20 protein-coding genes and 1 pseudogene are annotated in these 20,908 nt (G+C 31.6%); 15 read left to right on the forward strand and 6 right to left on the reverse strand.

Annotated elements, in window-relative coordinates; all coding sequences use genetic code 11:
* The first annotated feature begins 99 nt into the window (after window positions 1-99).
* From D1606_RS15465 to D1606_RS15475, 3 genes are all read left to right on the forward strand, one after another.
* Complete coding sequence (locus tag D1606_RS15465; RefSeq protein ID WP_119416916.1) at window positions 100-1,305, forward strand: MDR family MFS transporter; 1,206 nt, start codon at window positions 100-102, stop codon at window positions 1,303-1,305.
* 606 nt (window positions 1,306-1,911) lie between these two features.
* Entirely contained in the window at window positions 1,912-3,111 is a 1,200-nt protein-coding gene (locus D1606_RS15470; protein WP_158582400.1) for an MFS transporter, read from the forward strand.
* Between the two features lie 73 nt (window positions 3,112-3,184).
* Window positions 3,185-3,544: an ASCH domain-containing protein gene (locus tag D1606_RS15475; RefSeq protein WP_119416918.1), complete on the forward strand. Its 360-nt coding sequence runs from the start codon at window positions 3,185-3,187 to the stop codon at window positions 3,542-3,544.
* 51 nt (window positions 3,545-3,595) lie between these two features.
* Here the strand turns inward: D1606_RS15475 and D1606_RS19365 are convergent, their stop codons facing one another.
* Window positions 3,596-3,919 (reverse strand): YesK family protein, encoded by a 324-nt coding sequence (locus D1606_RS19365; RefSeq protein WP_119416919.1) that lies wholly within the window; start codon window positions 3,917-3,919, stop codon window positions 3,596-3,598.
* Between the two features lie 127 nt (window positions 3,920-4,046).
* Here D1606_RS19365 and D1606_RS15485 point away from each other — a divergent pair, with 127 nt between their 5' ends.
* Together D1606_RS15485 and D1606_RS15490 are read left to right on the forward strand one after the other, a co-directional pair.
* The gene (locus D1606_RS15485) at window positions 4,047-4,781 is read left to right on the forward strand and encodes a hypothetical protein (RefSeq protein WP_119416920.1); all 735 of its coding nucleotides are present in this window, start codon (window positions 4,047-4,049) and stop codon (window positions 4,779-4,781) included.
* 137 nt (window positions 4,782-4,918) lie between these two features.
* On the forward strand, window positions 4,919-6,367 hold the full coding sequence (locus tag D1606_RS15490; RefSeq protein WP_119416921.1) for a DEAD/DEAH box helicase: 1,449 nt from the start codon (window positions 4,919-4,921) through the stop codon (window positions 6,365-6,367).
* A gap of 429 nt (window positions 6,368-6,796) precedes the next feature.
* On the opposite strand, the gene D1606_RS15495 is transcribed toward D1606_RS15490, so the two are convergent.
* Window positions 6,797-7,231, reverse strand: coding sequence for a C40 family peptidase (locus D1606_RS15495; protein WP_233548135.1), 435 nt, complete (start codon window positions 7,229-7,231; stop codon window positions 6,797-6,799).
* Between the two features lie 779 nt (window positions 7,232-8,010).
* Window positions 8,011-8,661: a hypothetical protein gene (locus tag D1606_RS15500; RefSeq protein ID WP_119416922.1), complete on the reverse strand. Its 651-nt coding sequence runs from the start codon at window positions 8,659-8,661 to the stop codon at window positions 8,011-8,013.
* 416 nt (window positions 8,662-9,077) lie between these two features.
* Here D1606_RS15500 and D1606_RS15505 point away from each other — a divergent pair, with 416 nt between their 5' ends.
* Window positions 9,078-10,085, forward strand: coding sequence for a hypothetical protein (locus D1606_RS15505; RefSeq protein WP_119416923.1), 1,008 nt, complete (start codon window positions 9,078-9,080; stop codon window positions 10,083-10,085).
* Here the strand turns inward: D1606_RS15505 and D1606_RS15510 are convergent.
* Window positions 10,031-11,154, reverse strand: a protein-coding gene (locus D1606_RS15510) for an IS3 family transposase (protein WP_119416924.1) whose coding sequence is annotated in 2 segments (ribosomal slippage) — window positions 10,031-10,908 and window positions 10,908-11,154 — 1,125 coding nt in all. Because the reading frame shifts where the segments join, the coding sequence is not laid out codon by codon here. The genes D1606_RS15505 and D1606_RS15510 overlap by 55 nt on opposite strands.
* 15 nt (window positions 11,155-11,169) lie before the next feature.
* Between D1606_RS15510 and D1606_RS15515 the strand changes: the two genes are divergently transcribed.
* From D1606_RS15515 to D1606_RS15525, 3 genes are all read left to right on the forward strand, one after another.
* On the forward strand, window positions 11,170-11,541 hold the full coding sequence (locus D1606_RS15515; RefSeq protein ID WP_119416925.1) for a hypothetical protein: 372 nt from the start codon (window positions 11,170-11,172) through the stop codon (window positions 11,539-11,541).
* Between the two features lie 587 nt (window positions 11,542-12,128).
* Window positions 12,129-12,560, forward strand: a complete 432-nt coding sequence (locus tag D1606_RS15520) for a terpene synthase (protein ID WP_119416926.1) — start codon at window positions 12,129-12,131, stop codon at window positions 12,558-12,560.
* Window positions 12,561-12,936: 376 nt separating this feature from the next.
* Window positions 12,937-13,794, forward strand: coding sequence for a DNA cytosine methyltransferase (locus D1606_RS15525; protein WP_119416927.1), 858 nt, complete (start codon window positions 12,937-12,939; stop codon window positions 13,792-13,794).
* Window positions 13,795-13,831: 37 nt separating this feature from the next.
* On the opposite strand, the gene D1606_RS15530 is transcribed toward D1606_RS15525, so the two are convergent.
* A complete protein-coding gene (locus D1606_RS15530) occupies window positions 13,832-14,407 on the reverse strand; it encodes an FMN-binding negative transcriptional regulator (RefSeq protein WP_369973818.1) in 576 nt (191 codons plus the stop codon).
* Window positions 14,408-14,615: 208 nt separating this feature from the next.
* Here D1606_RS15530 and D1606_RS15535 point away from each other — a divergent pair, with 208 nt between their 5' ends.
* Complete coding sequence (locus D1606_RS15535; protein ID WP_119416928.1) at window positions 14,616-14,960, forward strand: cupin domain-containing protein; 345 nt, start codon at window positions 14,616-14,618, stop codon at window positions 14,958-14,960.
* Between the two features lie 525 nt (window positions 14,961-15,485).
* Here D1606_RS15535 and D1606_RS15545 read toward each other — a convergent pair.
* Window positions 15,486-15,749, reverse strand: coding sequence for a dimerization/docking domain-containing protein (locus D1606_RS15545; protein WP_119416929.1), 264 nt, complete (start codon window positions 15,747-15,749; stop codon window positions 15,486-15,488).
* Between the two features lie 237 nt (window positions 15,750-15,986).
* On the opposite strand from D1606_RS15545, the gene D1606_RS15550 reads away from it, so the two are divergent.
* The 5 genes and pseudogenes from D1606_RS15550 to D1606_RS15565 form a co-directional block, all read left to right on the forward strand.
* On the forward strand, window positions 15,987-16,262 hold the full coding sequence (locus tag D1606_RS15550; RefSeq protein ID WP_119416930.1) for a hypothetical protein: 276 nt from the start codon (window positions 15,987-15,989) through the stop codon (window positions 16,260-16,262).
* A 75-nt stretch (window positions 16,263-16,337) separates the two neighbouring features.
* Window positions 16,338-16,634 carry a hypothetical protein gene (locus D1606_RS15555; RefSeq protein WP_119416931.1) on the forward strand — a complete coding sequence of 99 codons (297 nt, stop codon included), beginning with the start codon at window positions 16,338-16,340 and terminating at the stop codon, window positions 16,632-16,634.
* Between the two features lie 251 nt (window positions 16,635-16,885).
* A complete protein-coding gene (locus D1606_RS15560; protein ID WP_199670769.1) occupies window positions 16,886-19,915 on the forward strand; it encodes a DEAD/DEAH box helicase in 3,030 nt (1,009 codons plus the stop codon).
* 244 nt (window positions 19,916-20,159) lie between these two features.
* Entirely contained in the window at window positions 20,160-20,321 is a 162-nt protein-coding gene (locus D1606_RS18840; protein ID WP_158582401.1) for a hypothetical protein, read from the forward strand.
* Between the two features lie 200 nt (window positions 20,322-20,521).
* Window positions 20,522-20,785: pseudogene (locus D1606_RS15565) on the forward strand (IS3 family transposase); the annotation flags it as partial.
* Window positions 20,786-20,908: the final 123 nt, after the last annotated feature.

Consider the following 20,908-nt stretch of genomic DNA (forward strand, 5'->3'; position numbering starts at 1 on the left):
ACACCAATAAAAGCAGCCGAAATATTAGGCTGTTTTTATTTACAATACTGTCTAAATTCTTCTGCTCAATTATAAGCTGAAAGAAGTGGAGGGGGTTTATTGAAAACAAGAATTTTGCAAATCCATCCGTTAGGCTGGAATATTATCTTTGGAACTCTAATTAGCAGAATAGCAACTTCTATGACTATTCCATTTCTATCAATTTATCTTATTCAAATCAAAGGTGTTTCTCCAACCATAGTAGGGCTAATTATAGCGACAAGTTCATTAGTAGGAGTTTTCACATCTTTTTTTGGGGGATATATTTCAGATATCATTGATAAAAGAAAAACTATGATAATAAGTTCTGTATTGTGGTCAGTAGTCTTCTTTGCTTTTTTTCGAGCAAATTCAGTAATTGCATTTTTTATTTTAAATTCATTAAATGGATTGTGTTATTCGATCTTTGAACCAGCCTCTAAGGCACTGTTGTCTGATATTACCAAAGAGGAAAATCGTTTGCAAATATTTAATTTCCGATACACAGCGATTAATTTGGGTGTAGTGATTGGTCCGATTCTGGGATTATATCTTGGTTCAGGTGAGACCTCATACCCTTTTTTAATTACGAGCATAATTTACTTATTATATGGAATATCTTTATCTTTTCAGCATTCTATATCTATAACAAGTTCTATAAACGTACATATAGAGGAAGAAAAAAACACTTTAAAGAAAGTATTTTTAGTTATCAGAAAAGATAAAAAATTCTTAATGATACTATTAGGGGTTATTTTCTCAATTTCGGGATACGCTCACTTAAATTCTACATTTCCTCAGTATTTAAGTTTGAGAATGAAAGAAGGGGCAGGTTATTACTCAATCATTCTATCTTTAAATGCAATTACTGCTTTATTAATCCAATACCCAGTAATTAATGTAATGAAAAAATTTTCTCCGATCAACTCTATTATTGGGGGAAATTTTCTAATCAGTGTTAGTTTAATTTTTATGTCTCTTTCATCAAACTTATTTCAATTCATCATAACAATAATAATCTTCACAATAGGAGAAGTCTTAATATTCTCAATGCTAGACATTTTAACCGATCAAATAGCAACATCTAAATTAAAAAGTACATATTTTGGTACTATGGGATTGAGTAGATTAGGTAACGTAATAGCGCCGTCTTTAGGAGGTCTATTATTATCTTTTTTCAGTATTGAAAATTCAATTTATACTTTCTCAATTCTTTCTTTCATTACAATTTTAGGTGTTCCTTTATTAATAGTAGCCACAAAAAAGCAAAAGCATAAAATACCCTAGAACAAATTTAGTTGAAATTCTAGTCTTTAAAGCAAGTCGAAAACTATTGTACGCAAAAAATGGAAAGAATGATAGAGCCAAATTAGTATCGATTGCATATCGCACAGTCTGATTTTTAGAATGGATTGTAGAGCAGTAAGAGAAGATGAAAAATCAAAAGAATATAAACGGTTAGAGCATCCAGAAAGTGAAGCTCAAGTGGATTTTGGTTTTAATAGAAGCCATTCATGAAGGTGAAATTGTCGATGTACATCGTTAATTATGTCATTTAACACAAGTAATAGGGGATTTCATTGTACCTCTTCCTCTGAAAATCAAGAGTGTTTTCTAAGTTAATTAAAGCTATTATTTAAGACTTAATTTGTATCCTATTTCCAGAATTGTTTCAGTGCCTGGCACCTGTAGTCGAACCATAAAATTTTCGATTGGGAATTTTATGGTCTATTTTTATATTACGTAGAAGAAGTAAGATTTTTATTTATAGTGCTAGATCATTAGTTCTAATAGGATTATTTTAGTCAATAATCCATTTTCTAATATATGAAACCAAAAGTGGTTTATAATGAAATATATTATATTTCAATTTTCTGTTATATTGGAGGGCTTATGAATTCAAGTTTCTATTATTTATGGAGCAATATTTCCATTAGCAAATTAGCTTTATCATTATTTACGATGACAATGACCTTAAGTATTTATAAATTATCCAATTCAGCCACCTTATCCCCTTTAGTTATGTTTGTATATGTAATTGGAAAATTTTTTAGTTCTTTTGTTTTCCCATTTATATCCGAAAAGTACCCACTTCAAAAGATTTTGAAGCGCTCCATGTTTTTGCAAATAGTTATCTTATTTGCTGTTTATATTCTACTTAACAAAGCTACAATACATAGTATTTTATTTTTAATCTTTCTTTTGATTTGGATAGCTGGTTTTGTTGATGGATTTTCCTCTCCATCTAGAATGGCTTTAATCCCGACTACTGTTACTGAATATAAGTTAGGAAGGGCAAACAGTTTAATCAGTACAACGGATCAAGTATTTTCTCTAATTGGATGGTCGGTAGGAGCAGTGTTGCTAAATAGATATGGACAACTTTTGATATTACTTGTATCTATCATTCTTTTATGTATTTCTTTTATTACATCTATTCAAATCAAAGCTAATTCGATAACTTATTCAGCGACAAAACTTAAATGGGCCACTTTTAAATCTGGATGGACAATGTTATTTAATCCTAGGAATAACCTTCGTACAATTACCAACATGGATATATTAGAAGGAGTTGCCTCGGGTATATGGATTGGTGGTATTACACTTGTATTTGTAAAAGAGGTCTTAAACAAAGGAGAACAATGGTGGGGATTCATCAATACAGGCTATTTCATTGGCAGTATAGCGGGTGGAATGTTAATCATGTTATTCTCCCATAAAGTTCAAACTAATCCGTTTAGAGCTATTATGATTGGCTCATTCTTTGTAAGCTTTTTGGTTTTTCTATATGCATTGAATAAGATTGCAGTAATAGCCATTTTATTAGTAATACTAATGGGGCCATTCTATCAACTTCGCGATATTGCTCAGCAAGTATTCATTCAAAAACAACTAAGGGAGGAATCCTTAGCAAAACTATACGCTGCAAAAGATAACTTATATTACTTAGTGTTTACTTTTTCTGTATTTATCACGGGTTTAATATCAGACTATTTTGGTGTGATTTTTGTCTATTACTTTGCAGGTCTTTTATATTTAGCATCTTCGTTTTATGCATACGCTCTATTCAAACGAGCAAAAAGCGTGACTTAAACGTAAGTAAAAAAATAGGGAGATTAGATAAAGTTCATGTAAAAATTTTTAATAAACACTGGAAGTGACAAGAATGATACATAAAATGGAACTTTACGGAGAATATTTTCAATCGATTATAGAGGGGAAAAAGAAAGTAGAAGTTCGTTTGAACGATGAAAGGAGAAGGGAAATTAAAGTTGGTGATATGATCGAATTTATTAAAGTTCCTCAACAAGATGAAATATTAAAAGTCCATGTAACAGGAATAAGAAAATATGATACGTTTAAAAAAATGTATGAAGATATCCCTTTCAAAGACTTCGATTGCGAAGGATGGACACTTAATGAAATGATAGATGGGACATATGAGATTTATACGCCGGAACAAGAAAAAGAGTGGGGAACATTAGCGATAACAATTAGCTTCATTGAACGAAACATTCAAAGTTGAATGAAAAGCTTCAGTTAAAATTAACATAACTGAAGCTCTTTAATACAATTCTTATTCTCTAATAACTTTATTGGAATTACTAATATACACAATAAACGAAATGAAAGATACTAGAATGATAGGGGTGCCTAATTGCATAAAAGCAAGTCCTTCCCAACCTCTAACTTCCACATATCCATAGACGATAAATAACACACCTATTAGCAATTGTGCCAACGTAAAAGCATAAAACGTGTTTTTGGAGAACCCTTTATTTTTTAACATACGTACTCCAATTGTTAATACTATTGCAACAATGATACCTATTATTAAAGGAAAAAAGAATATATTCTCACCTCCTTTCTTTTCGATAAAATACCATAAAATAGGATATATTTAAAAATTTATAGATACTGTAAAAAGATTATTTATCCAAAGAGCTTGTCCATATCAATAGGAAAACAGGAGTTTAATAATAGTTATAGAAATAGAATTATAGAGTATTTTCATTGGGGGGAGAATGTTGAGAATCGATCACTTGGTTGTAAATATTGATAAGAAGTATCAAACAGATAAAACTGTAATTCAGTCAGTACGAAATACTGGATTTCCATATGAGCCTAAATGGGGAAAAGGAACAAAAGGCTTTAAAGCATCTAACATTTGGATTGGAAATGAATATCTTGAAATGATTCACCTACTAAAAAATGATGGTGGTGGGTGGAAAGCAGAATGGGTAGAAAAATATAATAGGGGACATAGAGGACTTATCTGTTTGATGCTTGATGTAGATGATTTAGATAAAATTTATGAAGAGATGATTGATACAAATATTACAAAACCTCAGTATCTACAATTTAAATGGGGATTAGGACTGTTTACAAAAGCCATGCCTTGGAGAAACAGTTATTTTCCATTTTTCGAAGGAGTTCCTTTGCAGATTGGACTACAACAGATGAAAGATGAAAAGTCAGTTAAATTCATGCGTCAGTATATGGTGCCTAATTCTAGAGACAATGGAATCAATGGGATAGAAAAAATTAAAATTAAAGGCCCCTTTACCGAATCTGATTTCGAACTTATCAATACAATCTTTAAAATTAAAGAACCTTTCAATAATGGTATAATCATCTATCTGGATAAAAATCAAAAGTTGATTTTCGAAAAAGCTAATGCATATGAAGTCAACGTTACTACATCTTCAAGTAACGCCAAACAGTCAGAAGTAAAGATAGAGAATATTTTAATTTCAACTTAAAGTTACAATGTTATAAATCTTGACTTGCCGTAAAGCAGGTCATTTTTTATTAATTAGCGTATAATGATAGTTTGTATAAGGGGACAATCTCGAGGAAGTAATAAGGATAAATAATCCCCAAAAGAAGAGGTTTAGTTATGTGCAAAGAAAGTTTTAAAGATTATCAATTAAGTAATGAAATAGTAAAGGCGCTGGATAGTTTAGAATATGAAAAACCAACAGCCGTTCAAAGTAAGGTTATACCTCTTGCATTAGAGAAAAAGGACCTTGTCGTAAAATCGCAAACAGGTAGTGGGAAGACTGCTTCATACGGGATTCCAATTTGTGAATTAGTTGATTGGAAGGAAAATAAACCTCAAGCTCTAATCTTGACACCAACGAGAGAATTGGCCGTGCAAGTGAAAGAGGATTTTATAAATATAGGTAGATTTAAACGGATAAAAGCAACAGCGATTTACGGAAAACAACCCTTTGCCATACAAAAAACAGAACTAAAGCAAAAAACACATGTAGTCGTGGGTACTCCAGGCCGTGTGTTCGATCATATTGAAAAAGGTACTCTGTCATTAGATAAGATTAACTACCTTGTGATCGATGAAGCGGACGAAATGTTAAACATGGGATTTATCGAACAGGTAGAAGCTATCATTAAAGAGCTACCTCGAAAAAGAGTGACCATGTTATTTTCAGCTACTTTACCAGAGGAGATCAAAAAACTCTCACTTAACTATATGAAAACACCTATCGATATTGAAATTAAGGCGACGGGACTCACGACTGATAAGATTGATCATTCTGTTGTTGAAGTGGAAGACAACAATAAATTCTCTATGCTCAAAGATGTAACAATTGTTGAAAATCCAGACAGTTGCATAATCTTTTGTCGAACAAAAGATCGAGTAGATACTGTGTATGAACAATTAGCTGATTTAGGTTATAGCTGTGATAAAATTCACGGTGGCATGGTTCAAGATGATCGACTTGCTGTGATGAATGACTTTAGAAGAGGAGAATTCCGCTATTTAGTTGCTACAGATGTGGCAGCTAGAGGAATTGATATTGATAATATAACCCATGTTATCAACTACGACATTCCATTAGAGAAAGAAAGCTATGTCCATCGTACAGGAAGAACAGGACGAGCAGGGCAAAAAGGGAAAGCCATCACTTTTGTTACACCATTTGAAAATCAGTTTTTAAGTGCAATTGAAGAATACATTGGCTTTGAGATTCCGAAAATGGTAGCTCCTTCAAAAGAGGAAGTAGCAAGTAAGAAAACGGCATTTGACTCAAAAATGAATGTAGATCCAACGATTAAACATGCCAAAAGTGAAAAATTAAATGAGCAAATCATGAAGTTATACTTTAATGGTGGTAAAAAGAAGAAGATTAGAGCAGTAGATTTTGTTGGAACTATTGCAAAAATTGACGGAGTATCAGTAGAGGATATTGGTATCATTACAATATTAGATACTTTTTCTTATGTTGAAATACTAAATGATAAAGGTCCAATTGTGTTAAACAAAATGAAGAACACAACAATAAAAGGTAAGTTGTTGAAAGTATATGAAGCTAAGAAGAAGTGATATATACGTTGGAGCTTGTTTGCAATTTCGTAAAGAGATTGTCACAAAAGTATTATAGCTAATGAATAATCCGAACTATAATGTGAAATTCTTTTTTAAATTTCACATTTGTTCGGATTTTCTTTTTTTTCGATTGAAGCTATTATATATATTTCTTAACAATTAGTTTTGTGTTCCGTTCCAGACAGCGCTTTCCGCGGGCTTGGCTTCAATCTCCTCGTCACTACGTTCCTGTGGGGCTTTCAGCTCAAGCTATTCCCGCAGGAGTCGCCGTCCTCCACTTCACACATAATTCTAAATGATAATCATCAATGCAGAATCTATTTTTCCAAAGAAAGGCTCTTAATAAAATTAATTCTATTAAATTCAATTATTCGGTCTATAAAGAACTAATTTTGTTCTGTGCCATCCTCTAATCTTGTTTAGAGATTATTTAATAATTCGTTTTGCACCAATATAGCGATCTTTCCAATACTTTCCGTTCATTTTAACAACTTTTACACCATCCATCGTAACGCCAGTAAAAGTTCCATCACCATTGTAAATAGCAACAAAAGATACTACTCCTTTTTTTCCTGTAGCATAAAAGACTAAATCACCTTGATTTAATTGCTTTTGTTTAATAGATTTACCTTCTTTATATTGTAAAGTACTTGTTCTTGGTATCTCCTTTTTAGTAGCTGCTTTTTTATAAACATATTGTGTAAATCCACTAGCATCAAAACCTTTTGGCGTCGTTCCTCCCCATTTATAAGGAGTATTTAAATAACGTTTTGCTACTTGTGAAACTTCTTCTCCATAATTGACGGAAGCTTTTGCATTGCTTGCATGACCAAAAGTAAATGCCACAAATAATGCTAGCATAGAAAAAACTGTTAATACGAATTTTGAAATACGTGATGATAAAGTAATAATAACCCCTCCAAAGAACATTTTTTATTTTTTTAGATAAAACAATTCCAAAGACTACGAGTAACCAAAATTAGCACAAAGCCCTACCTAATTAGCTCCCTTCCTAAAACTAACAATCACAGAATTTATAATATGCAGGACAAATCTATAAGTTGACAAAAAAGTTGAAAAAGTTTTAGTGGAATATGTCTAAGGTGGACTATGAAGCATAAATCTGCACTTTTATTTTGCAATAGATGCATACTTGTATTCGCTAGTTCGTTATTGGAATTTGGCTAGGTATGAAGATAGGAGTTGTTGCAAAGTCTTACACTCTTCTATTATTTACTAATAAAGAAGAAAAACGCCCTATGCTTTGGTCGGCTAGGCTGTTCTCTCGTATTTACAAGGGAGTAAGAATTCGTCCTTTTCTCTTCGATTAATATGATCTTAAATATAAGGGGAAATAATTAATGAGGTATTATAGACATGAAAAAAAGGATCTTCAAGTGGAAGATCCTTTGCTTTAACACTATATTTACTATTTCTTAGAAGAATCTTTATCTTTTTTAAAGAAAATATCTAGCATTATTAAAATAATACAACCTATAAGAATTAAGATTGAAATTAAACTTGAACGAAAATCACTTTCTGAATTTTTGTAGATTGAATATATTTGAAAGATCCCCAATATAATAACTGCTAATTTAAATGGTAATGTTTTAATGATTATCACCACCTATTCTATAAAATTATGTGCAAGCATTTATAACATTGGCTATGTTAAAGAAATCAAGAAACGCATCTAATGTATCCTTTGGAAGTCCCTTAGCAGATTCATTTACAGCTGCTTTCCAAGCATCTTTTGTTCTGTAATTCCAGCCTTTGTATTTCTTGTAACTTTTATAAATTCTATCAACAGTCTTCTTTACTCCGCCAAGAAGATCAATTGCTTTCTTCAATTTTGTAATTTTAGATAAAGGAAAGCCAACAGTTCCTATCAACAATCCAACAGCAATTATACAATCCGCAGCTCCAAAAGTTGTTATTAAATTACTATCAATAGATTGTTCAGAATTTTGTATACTTAAATTAGATAGTGATGGAACAAGTAAGTTTTCACCATCCGTAGTAACTTCTATTTTTGTTTTTTTAGTCAACCAACTAGCAACTTTTTCTGCTCCCTGTTTTTCAATTCCAGGTGGTAATTCCTCAATACCTTCCATAAATTTAACAAAATCACCATCTGTGGACATTAGTTTTTCTAAACCATCTTTCATTATTGCATTTTCACTTGGTGCATTTTCTTTAGCTAAGGATGTATCTCCGAAAGCTAAAGAAAGTGTAGAAACTATCAAAACACTACACATAAATAGTGAAAAACTAGTCTTTAGTTTTTCCATAGCCTTCTCCTCCTTTTTGGTTATAATACTATATTATGGTAACACAAGAAATAAAAAATTGGTATATATTTCATAAAAAGAATTATATATACTCAATACAAAACTAGTTAACATAAACTAACTTATCTCTTTATCTATGTTCAGTTAATAGTAAAAGGCTAAGTAAGGTCACTACTAGAGTTATAAATCTATTTGATCAACAAAATACGATTCACAAGGAAAATATAAACGAATATTTTTCCTTTTTTATTTGCACCAAAGGGTAGTGTAATGGTTAAATATAGGAGAATAGTATAAAAAATCCTCATATAAAGAAGGCTTCTTCTTATTAAGAAGTAGGACGATAAGGAACTTCTCGCCCAGATGTAACACGAAAAAGACTTAATTTTCTCATTCTGTTATCTGGAGGTAAACTCATGTCTATCCAATGTTTTTTTGATATACCTAATAGTTCATTAAAAAATGTACGTGGTAGCTCAAAATATTTACTCAATGTATTACTTAATGAGTTACAAGATGCTTATGAAATTCATATTTCTTTTTTTCTCTATAACAATCCTTTTCTACATAAACACCTTGAAGAATTAAGTAGAAAAGGCTGTAAGATTAATATTTATTCTATTCCCTTAAGTGGCTATGATACTAAAAAGAAAAAATTATATATAAACGAAGAAAGAAGTATATCATCTTCAAAATTTGATTATGGTCAAAAAGTCTATACTAGAGCTTGTAATCATCCGTCTATACAATTAAAAATTTTCCCTCATACATATGTATGGTATAAACAAAAAACATCTAGAGGTTGTAATTCCTATTCATTGCATAATAAATCTATATTGGCATTCTATCCTGATGAAGTTAAATGTATTTCAACTTCTTGTAATTTCGCTTTAGGTGATCCCCCTCATAGCGAGAATATGCTAATAGTAACTAATGATGACTCCACTATGCAGATGTTTAAGGATTATTTTTCATTATTAGATAAATGGTCTATAAATTATAAAGACTTTAAGGACAAGAATAATCAAAGATTTGTTGTAACACCAGAAGTATTGGATCCTAGTCACTACACTAATTGCTATTTTACTGCTCCATTTATTAAATATAACGAAATAGGCAGTAATCATTATGTACAAAACAAAATTATAACGTACATTCTTCAAGCTAAAAAAAGAATTCTTATTTGCGGACAGCATATTAGTAATATTAACTCATTTGATAAAAAATCAAAAAGTATAGTTGAAGCAATTACTAAAAGAGCTTCAGAATTGCCAGATTTAGAAGTAAAAGTGTTAAAGCAAACACTATCCACTCATCAAAAACAAGGTAAACGTAATGCTTGGAATGTCAACACTAAACTGTACAACTTTTATGAGGACTGTAGCTTGAATTCTATTGGGGTTAAGTATCCCAATGTTCCGTGAATTCGAATGTTATTAAACCAATGAACATAATCATTAAGTTCAAAAGACAGCTGTTCAAGGGTAGAGAATTGCTTACTGTTTGCGAATTCTGTCTTAAAAACTTTAAACATCGCTTCGGCTACGGCATTGTCATAAGGGCATCCTTTCATGCTAAGTGAACGTTGTATACCAAACGTTTCTAAGGCTTCTGAAATTAGTTTGTTATCAAATTCTTTACCACGGTCTGTATGGAATATTTTAATGTTGTTTAAGTTATTCTTAATGCTTGCCAATGCTCTATATACAAGTGCTGCATCTTTATTTGCTCCGGCACTATGCCCAATGATTTCTCGGTTATAAAGGTCGACAAATAAACAGACGTAGTGCCATTTTCCATTGACACGAACGTATGTTAAATCACTGACAACTACTGCGAATTCTTGTTCCTGCTGGAACTGGCGTTGTAATTTATTCTGGATAGGTGCTTCGTTACAAGTTGAACGATGGGGTTTAAATTGGGCTACGGTGTAATTTGAAATTAGCCCTAGTCTTTTCATAATACGACCAATTTTACGCCGCGAAACAATTAGTCCTTGCTTTTTTAATTCTACTTTAATTTTACGTGTGCCATAGTTATTTCGACTTGCTTTAAAGATGCTTTCTATTGCTACCATCAACTCTTGTTCTTGCTGGTGTTGTACATCTTTTTCTCGTAAGCTCATTTGATAATAGTAAGTACTTCGAGGAATATCTAGGACGTCACACATTGCTGATACCGAATATTTGTGAGCATTATTGCGAATCACATCTATTTTCGTCCCATGATCAGCGCGGCTTGCTTTAAAATGTCATTCTCCATTCGTAATCGTTGTAATTCTTTTCGAAGTTCAATGAGTTCATTTTCTTCTTCTGAACGATTGTCCTTGGCAGAAAATGAACCTGAATTCCCATGATTTTTGATCCATTTATCTAACGCAGATGGCGTTAAATCATACTCTCTACAAATATCTGCACGGGATTTTCCATTTTCGAAGAGCTTGACCATTTGTAATTTAAAATCAGCTGTAAAAGTTCGACGTTGGCGAGGCATAGTAGCACGCTCCTTTTGTTTGTTAGAGTAATTGTACTAGCCCTCATTTTTAATGTCCAACTTAGTGTAGCCTATCCAGCTGAAGCAGAAGCTTCAATGAAGGGTTTTGCTAACATTTCACAAAAATACAACTATCCACTAATCCACGATAAGTTTATAATTGTGGATGATTTACTCATTGTTACAACAGCAAATTTCACTTCAACACAATTCGCTTGGGCTGAAAATTATCCGATGAAGTATATATCAAATAATAATCAAGAAGAATTAATATATAATACATTTTCAGAAATTAATAGTTTCCATTTTATTAATGATTTCAATACACAGAAATCTTATATAAATCACTTCAATAGATTATCGGATATTTCAGTCCAAATAGATTGAAATGGTTTATAAAAGTTTAGAAAGAAGAAGTGGCGACAAGTAATCGAAAGGATTGTATTAATTCTGCAAAGAATAAAAGAGAGTAGCCTTTACTACTCTCTCAAGACCTTATTTGTAGAAGAGCATATACTCTCCCAAATCTACTGACTACTTTTAAAAAATAATAACAGCATTAAAACGAAAAATGCTGTTATTACTACTGTAAAAATTGTTGTTGCAATAAAAGACACGCTGTACTCTCCTTCTTTCTATCTATCTGATTCTTCATCGCCTAAAATCTCTACAAACTTAAAACCCAATATATACTTCGTGGCGTAAAGTTTAAAATATATATTTATATTAAAATACCGCACGGTTGATATAATGGAATTATATAGGAAAACTTGATGGTTACGAGCTTACAGCAATTATAGAAAAAATTACAGAGAAAATAGATAAAAGAGTATGGTTGCAAGTGAATTTTCTGGTCAGATCTAATTCTAGCACCTTATGAACTACTAATTGGTGTTGCTATAGCTGCAGGTATAACGGTTTGGCAAATAATAAAGGCTGGTCCCAGCTTTATATTTGGATAAGAGGGTGTAATTTTGATTTCACTTAATAGAGTATTAAATTTGAGTGACTTAGAAGTTTATCGTGTATTTAAAGATGAAAATATTTTGTCATATGCAATAATTGAAGATACTAAGCAACCATTTACAGAAGAGGATAAAAAAATAGAACCTCTATGCTACATGGATGAAGAAGATATCAACGAAATTCTTAATGTTTTTAGAATTTATCTTATAAATGATGAACCTTTGAAAAAAGAAGATTCTGTCATGTTAAGGGAATTTTTTAGTGAATTTGTAAATACAAACTCATTAACGAATTTTATCATTCAAGAATATGTTCAAAAAGACGTATATGATGATGATAATAATGTTCAAGCTTATCAAAAAATGTTAGACTTTGTAGGTTCTTCATATAAAATAAAATTAATTAAAGAAAAAAATTGGTTGTATTTATCTCAAGATTAATTATCATTCAGCCAAACAAATATGACACAATCTTTACGTGCTACTATCCTAGTCTCGCAAAGATTGTGTTTTTTTATATGCCTTTTTTTAGCCAGAAACGGACGGTTTGGTAAGCGAAGAGGTGAGCCCGAGGTATCAGTATTTACAGAGTAAAAAAGAAGAAGACGAAACGATTTTTGATAAACTTTTCTACTACTTTATATTTAATAAAGTTAGATTCACGAACGAACCAACAGAAATGTCCGACGAAATTGTAGCAAACAGAATATCAATAAAGGGTAAAAGGCTATCCATTTGGGTAGTCTTTTCCATTGTAAAAGTTCCTAATAACTTATAAACTTAAATATATCAGATTTTGTCGAATGGAGTTGGTCAAATGGAAGAAATAAGAGAACGTGGTAGAGGAAAATTCAAACCTGCTCCCGATTTAACAAAAGAACAAATACAAGAAATCTTACAAGAAAAAATTGAAGAAGAGAAAGAACTTTATAAAATAGATGAACGTGATTTTACTGATGAAGATTTAACATATAATCGAGATAAATTTAATGTCACTTCACTTTTTTGCGGTGCAGGTGGACTTGATTTAGGCGTGGAACTCGCAGGTTTAGATGCGGTCATTGGAAAAGAAATGACAGATAAAGTATTACGTGATCGTGAAGCATTTAACGAAAAACGACATGAAAGTGTTTTTCATAAAGTATATGCAAATGATATGTTCAGTGAGGCGCTAGAAACATATAAAGCTAATTTCCCTGAAAGTGTTTATGTTCATCAAAAAGATATTCGTCGAGTAATGGAATTTCCAACTGCAAATATTGTGTTGGGTGGCTTCCCATGTCCTGGATTCAGTGAAGCGGGACCACGCTTAATAGATGATGAGCGTAACTTTTTATATATCCACTATATTAGATGTCTCATGCAAACAAAACCTGAAATTTTTATTGCTGAAAATGTAAAAGGAATGTTAACACTCGGTTGTGGCGAAGCTTTTCGCCAAATCAAGCAAGATTTCGAAGCAGCAGGTTATCGCGTATATGACAAGCTTGTAAATGCAAGGGATTATGGAGTTCCTCAATTAAGGGAACGTGTTTTCTTAGTTGGAGTTCGTGAGGATTTAGATTTTGAGTATGTATTCCCTGAACCAACTCATGGAGAAGGGGAGGGCCTTCTTCCTTATGTGACACTACAAGATGCTATTGGTGATTTAGAAAAACCAATGTTTTGTAAATAGTAATATATTAAAATCTTACTCGGTAAAACATTGTTTATTATTTTATATTTTCTTCCATTAAATTAGCAATTGCATTTGCGTTTTGATCACTAGTTTTTCGTAATCCTTCAATAGTATTGAATTGTCTTTCAATAGAATGGTTTTGATTTAGTTTCCATTTACCTTCAATTCGATTAATTTCAAGTTCAAAACCAACAATTCCTTTCATCAACCCTTGAATAAATTGATCATTTTTAGGCATCTCTGCATTCTCACCATATTTACCTTCGTAAAAACGTACAGTTTGTTCCAGTATCTCTAATAAGCGTTCCTCATTTTCAATGATTTTTACTTTTCCATAAATATGTACAGCAACGTAATTCCAAGTTGAAACAGTATTTGGTTCTCGATACCAAATAGGTGATATATATGAATGTGGACCTGAAAAAACAACCAATACTTCTTTGTTATTCAACGTTTTCCAATGGGGGTTGGATTTCGCCATATGGCTAGTTAAAATAGTATTTTCTCCACCTTTTTCTTCCAATAAAAAAGGCAGATGGGTAGCAAATGGTTGTGCATCAACTTGCGAAAATAGAATACCAAAATTGTTATCTCTTATAAAATTAAATATTTTATCTTATCTTTAACCTCAAATGCTTTTGGTATATACATTAATTCTCATCCTTTCTATAAGTAAACCTCTTTAAAAGGCTATAGTATTAATTTTTTCCTTACTATTTAAAATCCATTTTAAACTTACGAATCAGCATTGTTCAATGATTTTTTAGAAAAATAAGTAAATGGTAAAATGATAAATGAAATAGTTTGGAGGGAAATAGATGAAGATTTTAGAATTTGGAAAAGAGAAAGCTAAAGAAATTACTAATTATAACTCTGTATCTGCATTTTACTCAAAGTTAATGAAAACACAGTCACCTACTAATATGGGTTTTATTAACATTGAGCAAGGAGGAATTGTTGGATACCATAAAGCACCAGTGCCTCAGCTTTTCATAGTAGTAGAAGGCGAAGGATGGGTAGAAGGGGAAGACCAAAAAAGAAAAGCTATTAAAAGTGGTCAGGGAGTATTTTGGAAAAAAGGTGAAGGACATATTAGTGGAAGCGAAACAGGATTAACTGCGTTAGTACTTCAAGCAGAGGAATTGGAAAATCCGTTGAAGTAGAAATTATTAATAAAATGTATTAAAACCATTCGTGGAGGAGAACTTCCCAAATGATAATTGGATGTTTAAGTTAATAGAAAAGGTTTTGCTGTCTCTGTGTTCTTAATTTACTTTGTTTGAACATTGATTTTTTCCACATCTCTAAATCGAAGAAACAAGTCAAAACTGATCACAAAAGATTTTTCTTGAATGATATCAATTAAACGTACATATTCACATTTTCGAACATTGACCAATTCTTTACCGTTCAAGATAGTCACGTCAAAAGAATTTAATGCGTTATTATCACACTTAAATCATGTTTTCTTATCAATACCGTAATCAGTATCATCTTTAGTAATTAACAAAGTTAAAGTGACGCCTTTTTCATCTGGATATTTTTTACTTATATCGGTCGTTGTGAGACCAATCTTTAAATGTTTTGTGTGTTTGTTAAAAACTTATCTGCTTTGAAATTAGTTTCTGTGAAAACCCATGCATTTGCTATAGGCATAGTGCAAAACCTCTTTCTATTAGTTTAATTTTTTATAGTCTTTCTAATACATATTCAAGCCCCTCGAATTGTGCAACTGCTTCATCTATTCCTTGAACTTTTAATTTGCAATTTCCAAAATTAAGAGTAACAGCATGTTCTCTTAATTTGTCTCTATAATCTCCAAGAAACTCAAGATTATCCTCAATGTTACTTATGTTTAATTCGCTTTTAAAATCTTTTAAGAAACAATCAAAACTGTATATATCTGGATATGACCATTTCATGAAAGACAAGTGATAACCTTCAACAAACATAAGCTTGTTCCTCCTCTCTATATTAATTGTGAAAGTATTGCGCAATTAACTTTCTATCTCAATTATGAGGCAAGAGATTTTTAAGAAATAATGGAAATAAATGATATAATGGTTGATAGAATAGCCATATTTTTTTAGTGAGGTGGATTTTAATGCATGACTGGCAAATAAGTGCTATAGAAGAGTTAAAGCAGAGATGGTACACCATAGATGAAGCTATAGAAGAGTTAGGCGAAAATGGAAAAGAAAATATCGAAAACAGATTTTTCGAGGCAAACGGATACTGTAGATTTTGATAAGGAAATTGGCTTTTTAGGGAAACCACAATATAAGGTAGAAAAGACCGGCGGTAGAGGAAGACCTAAAAAACTATATAATCATACAGCAGTAGAAGCGATACGGTCATTTGCATTAAGTGATACGTTTAAGAAAGTGGAAGAAGAACCAATTGATTTCTTTGTAAATAATAAGTGGCGAGATGATATTTCGCTATTTCTATCTGTTTTTTTTTAAAGCTATCAAAACAAGAATATAGATGAAAATGATATTGATAATATTGTAGATAAAACATTAGAAATTGTAGGAAAAGTGATTGTTGAAAAATATTACAGTCTCGCTGGTCAGAATAAGTTTTTGGTGAATCGAAACAAAAAATTAGAAGATACCAAAGAATATTATATTGCCGTACAACGAGGTGTTGAAGAGCGGGCAAATGAATTGAATCGAATTAGCAGGATTATTACTGAAGATATTAATTCCAGTTCTAAACATTTGGTAAGTAAAGAAGTTTATCATTTAAAGCAAACTATACAGGTAAATGAAAAAATAGATAGAATTTTAAAATTGTTGGAGGAATCGCATAAGCGAGGTTTTCGAGAAATTTGATGACAAATACTAGCTTGAAGGTCAATTGAATTAAGAGAAAATGATTCAAGAATTGTACAGCTACAATGAGGATTTATTGAAAGTAATACTTGCGAATGATTTGTTGGAAAATTCGGTTAACTTTTCAGATTACAAAAACAACAGTCATCCAATTGTGTAACCTAATTAAAAGGGAACTTATTTTCGTATAAAATACATTTTTTATATGTTGCAATATTAAATTAAACGCGCTTACAGAAAGAAGGGATCATTTGGGAAAATATAAAAATATAATTACAAAAATCGGTCGTGATAACAAATTAAGTCGGTGTACGGATGATGAAGGAAGAATCTTCGACCGAGAAGAAATTATTAATAGTTGGAAAGAGTCATATTATGAGAGGGTTTCTCGAAATGAAGATGAGATTGGTTTACGCTTACCCCAATTTGGAGCATTATCTGCAATTCGTGCACATTGGGCAACATCAAATTCTCCAGCAACAGTTGTCTTACCTACTGGAACAGGGAAATCTGAAACAATGTATACTACGATAATTTCTGAGAGAATTACTTCAACGCTTATCATTGTACCGTCTAATCTATTGAGGGAACAAATTTTTGAAGGAGCGAGGCATTTTGGTATACTTCCAGAATTAAAAATGATATCAGATGAAATTATTTATCCAACGACTTTTCTTTATAAGTCAAAAGTGAAAGAAGAGGATGAAAATGTTCTGATTGATGCCATTGAGGAGGCTAATATAATTGTTTCAACTCCCGGTATGATTAAAAATATGACTTCTTCAGTTTGGGGTAAACTGCTTGAAAAAGTAGAGGTTGTAATATTTGACGAAGCGCATCATCTTGCTGCTCCCGATTGGGGAACAGTGAGAGAAAGATTTATAGGTAAAAAAATTCTACAATTTACTGCAACACCATTTAGAAATGATGGGAAAAAAATTGATGGTAAGATAATTTTCAATTATGGTTTGGCATTGGCACAAAAAGCTGGTTATTTCAAACCTATCGATTTTTATCCAATTCAAGAATTTGATGAGCGAAAGTCTGACAGGGAAATTGCAAAAATTGCTATAAAACAATTAGATGAAGATTTGGAGAAAGGATATGAGCATGTACTTTTAGCGAGAGCAAACAGCCGAAAACGAGCTAATGAGCTGTATGAAAAAATTTACTCTCAATATAAAAAGTATAATCCAGTTGTTATTCACACTGGTATTCGCCCTGCCCAGAGAAAAGAAAACTTGCAGCAAGTTAAAAGTGGTAAAGCAAAAATTGTAGTTTGTGTAGATATGTTTGGTGAAGGCATTGATATTCCAACACTGAAAATTGCAGCAATTCACGATAAATATAAGTCGCTTCCGATTACACTTCAATTCATTGGACGATTCGCTCGAACAAGTGGCAATAAGCTAGGAAATGCAAAGCTCATTACGAATGTGGCAATGGACGATTTGAAGGAAGCGATTGAAGAGTTATATCATCAAAATTCCGATTGGAATCAACTTCTTAATATCCGTTCAAATCAAGCTATCGATAAAGAAGTTGAACTTAGTGAATTTATTGGTAAGTTTGAAAAAGGTCATGCGAAGGAGATAGATTTATCCCAATTAAAGATAAAAATAAGTACCAGAATGTTTCGATCCTCTTCAAAAAGAACTATTGTAAACGGATGGAAAAAAGTTTTGGACCAAGATAGAACTACACATTTAATAAATGAAGAAGATTCCGTTTATATTTTTATTGAGGAAATTGAAACAAAAGTTGTCTGGTCAGATCAAAAGGATATAGTTCAATACGATTATGATTTTTTTGTATTGTTTTTTGATAAAGACAATGGAATCATTCATATAAACGAAACTGATACTGGAAAGGGAAACCGACTTGTGGATAGTATGTTTCCTGAAGCATCAGCAATTAAGGGAGATTCGATATATCGAAGTTTAGATGGAATTAATCGGTTGATGATTGGAACGTTGGGATTAAAGCAAAAACCTAGCGGAAGGATTAGCTTTAGAATGTTTGCTGGTACTGATATTAAGTCTGGAATTAGTGAGGCTGTTGTATCTGGTTCAACTAAATCTAATTTATTCGGTTATGGTTATCAAGCTGGAGGACGCATTAGTATTGGTTGTTCGTATAAAGGAAAGGTATGGATGCGTTGGATAGAACGGATAAACTTTTGGACAGAATGGTGTCAGAATATTGGGAATAAGATATTGGATGATACTATTGATACGAATAATATATTAAATAATTCGCTCGCCTTAGAAATTATCAAAGAATTTCCAAAAGGTGTCCCTTACAAAATATTGTTACCAGAAATAATAGAAATTTCTAACTCATCAACGAAGCAGTTGTATATTTCTAAAGAACAAAAGGCATTTCCATTCTTTCAAACGGATTTAAAGAATCCTTGTTTAGTTAATGGAAATCTTCGTTTTGAATTTTGGATAAATGAACGGAAATTTGTCTTTGAGCAGATTATTAATGAGACATCATATAGTTTCAAGCAAATCGAAGGTGAAGAGCTAATTGTGAAAGCCGGTAATAAATCTTTTAAAATGACTGATTATCTGTACGAATATTCACCGGAAGTATCGTTCATACAAAGTGATGGAACTATTATTGTAGTTCAAGAAAATTTAAAAACAGTTATCAAACCAAAAAGTAGCATCGATTTGCCATCAGAATCTCTTTTTGCTATCGATTGGAATGGACTTGGAGTCAATATTAAATCTGAATCACAAGGAAGAGCAAGAAAGACTGATTCAATTCAATACGCTACGATACATAATATTGTAGATCAGACATCAGATATTATTTTTGATGATGATGGATCGGGAGAAATTGCAGATGTTGTTTCGGTCAAAATTAATGAGGAACATCGAAAAGTAGTATTTCATCTGTATCATTGTAAATACTCACACGGAGAAAATCCTGGTGCTCGTGTTTCTGACCTATATGAAGTATGTGGTCAAGCCGAAAAATCTATTATGTGGAATGATAATGTCTTAAAAATTGTTCAACGAATGATTGTACGAGAAACTATGAGACAGAGAAACTATGATGAGACTAGGTTTGAGAAGGGGGACTTACACACTCTTCATATGCTAAAGAAGATGGTGAAATCTGGTTTTGAAACAGAGTTTGAAATATCAATTGTTCAACCGGGAGTCTCGATATTAGAAATCACAGATTCAATGAAGCAAATTATTCTGGCAACTGATACTTATTTAAAAGATACTTATGGCTTACATCTAACATGTTATTTTAGTAATTAGATAGAATGGTTGTTTCTAAAAACAATAACACATCTGGTAATCTCTGAAGCCAGGTAAGTAATTAAAATTAGATTCCGCTTAAGCCAGAGGATACAAAGGTGCTAAGCTACCAAGAAGTGTGTGTATTTCTATATTAAAATAGTACTCTAATCAATATATATATGAATGAAGACCACAAACATTATTAACTTATATACAATTAATGATTATCGATCAAAAAAATAATAAATTTGAGGAGGATAATATGAGTTCAATTTATGTGAAAAATTTAATTAATACAGTCATTGAAAAATCGGTAAATAAGTCATGGAATACTGCTGTGTTAGAATGGGAAATTGATGATGTTATTGAAGATGAAGATAATGAATCTTCTTGTATATGTGGTAAAGTGAAAAAAAGCTTTTAGATTCAAAATTAATGTTTATTTAAGTGCGAATTAGTTATATAACGAAACAACTTATATAGTTTCATACTTCTATATCCATTTATAACTTATAAATTCATTAGTATAAAAGGATGTTGAAACTACATTGGCCTTATTCAGAAACAGAAAATAGCAAATAGCAATAGTTAAGTGGTTTTACATGCTCGTATCGATGGAAAAGGACAGACTATGGAAAAGAATTTAATAATAAACTAATTTCAGAAGCCATAGAAACGTTTGGTATACAATATTCAATTAGCATGAAAGGATGTCCTTATGACAATGCCGTTGCCAAAGCGACGTTTAAAGTTTTTAAGACTGAATTCGCAAACAGTAAGCAATTCTCTGCCTTTGAACAGCTGTCTTTTGAACTTAATGATTATGTTCATTGGTTTAATAACATTCGAATTCACGGAACATTGGGTTACAGTCCTCATAAAAGTTGAAAAGTTTAGTGATAGCAATAGTAAATGAGAAAATGGAACATAAAAATATATTCCTTGTTAATCTTAATATAAAGAGTTATAAACATATCTAAAAAAATCACTATTAGAAAAAATATCGGGAGT

The organism is Rummeliibacillus sp. POC4 (genome assembly GCF_003576525.1).
In the GTDB taxonomy this organism is placed as follows: Bacteria; Bacillota; Bacilli; order Bacillales_A; family Planococcaceae; genus Rummeliibacillus.

Coding starts and splice junctions, on each gene's coding strand:
- D1606_RS15470 (WP_158582400.1), top strand. CDS start 1,912: ATGAATTCAAGTTTCTATTATTTATGGAGCAATATTTCCATTAGCAAA.
- D1606_RS15475 (WP_119416918.1), top strand. CDS start 3,185: ATGATACATAAAATGGAACTTTACGGAGAATATTTTCAATCGATTATA.
- D1606_RS15490 (WP_119416921.1), top strand. CDS start 4,919: ATGTGCAAAGAAAGTTTTAAAGATTATCAATTAAGTAATGAAATAGTA.
- D1606_RS15495 (WP_233548135.1), bottom strand. CDS start 7,231: ATGCTAGCATTATTTGTGGCATTTACTTTTGGTCATGCAAGCAATGCA.
- D1606_RS15500 (WP_119416922.1), bottom strand. CDS start 8,661: ATGGAAAAACTAAAGACTAGTTTTTCACTATTTATGTGTAGTGTTTTG.
- D1606_RS15505 (WP_119416923.1), top strand. CDS start 9,078: ATGTCTATCCAATGTTTTTTTGATATACCTAATAGTTCATTAAAAAAT.
- D1606_RS15525 (WP_119416927.1), top strand. CDS start 12,937: ATGGAAGAAATAAGAGAACGTGGTAGAGGAAAATTCAAACCTGCTCCC.
- D1606_RS15535 (WP_119416928.1), top strand. CDS start 14,616: ATGAAGATTTTAGAATTTGGAAAAGAGAAAGCTAAAGAAATTACTAAT.
- D1606_RS15545 (WP_119416929.1), bottom strand. CDS start 15,749: ATGTTTGTTGAAGGTTATCACTTGTCTTTCATGAAATGGTCATATCCA.
- D1606_RS15550 (WP_119416930.1), top strand. CDS start 15,987: ATGGAAAAGAAAATATCGAAAACAGATTTTTCGAGGCAAACGGATACT.
- D1606_RS18840 (WP_158582401.1), top strand. CDS start 20,160: ATGAGTTCAATTTATGTGAAAAATTTAATTAATACAGTCATTGAAAAA.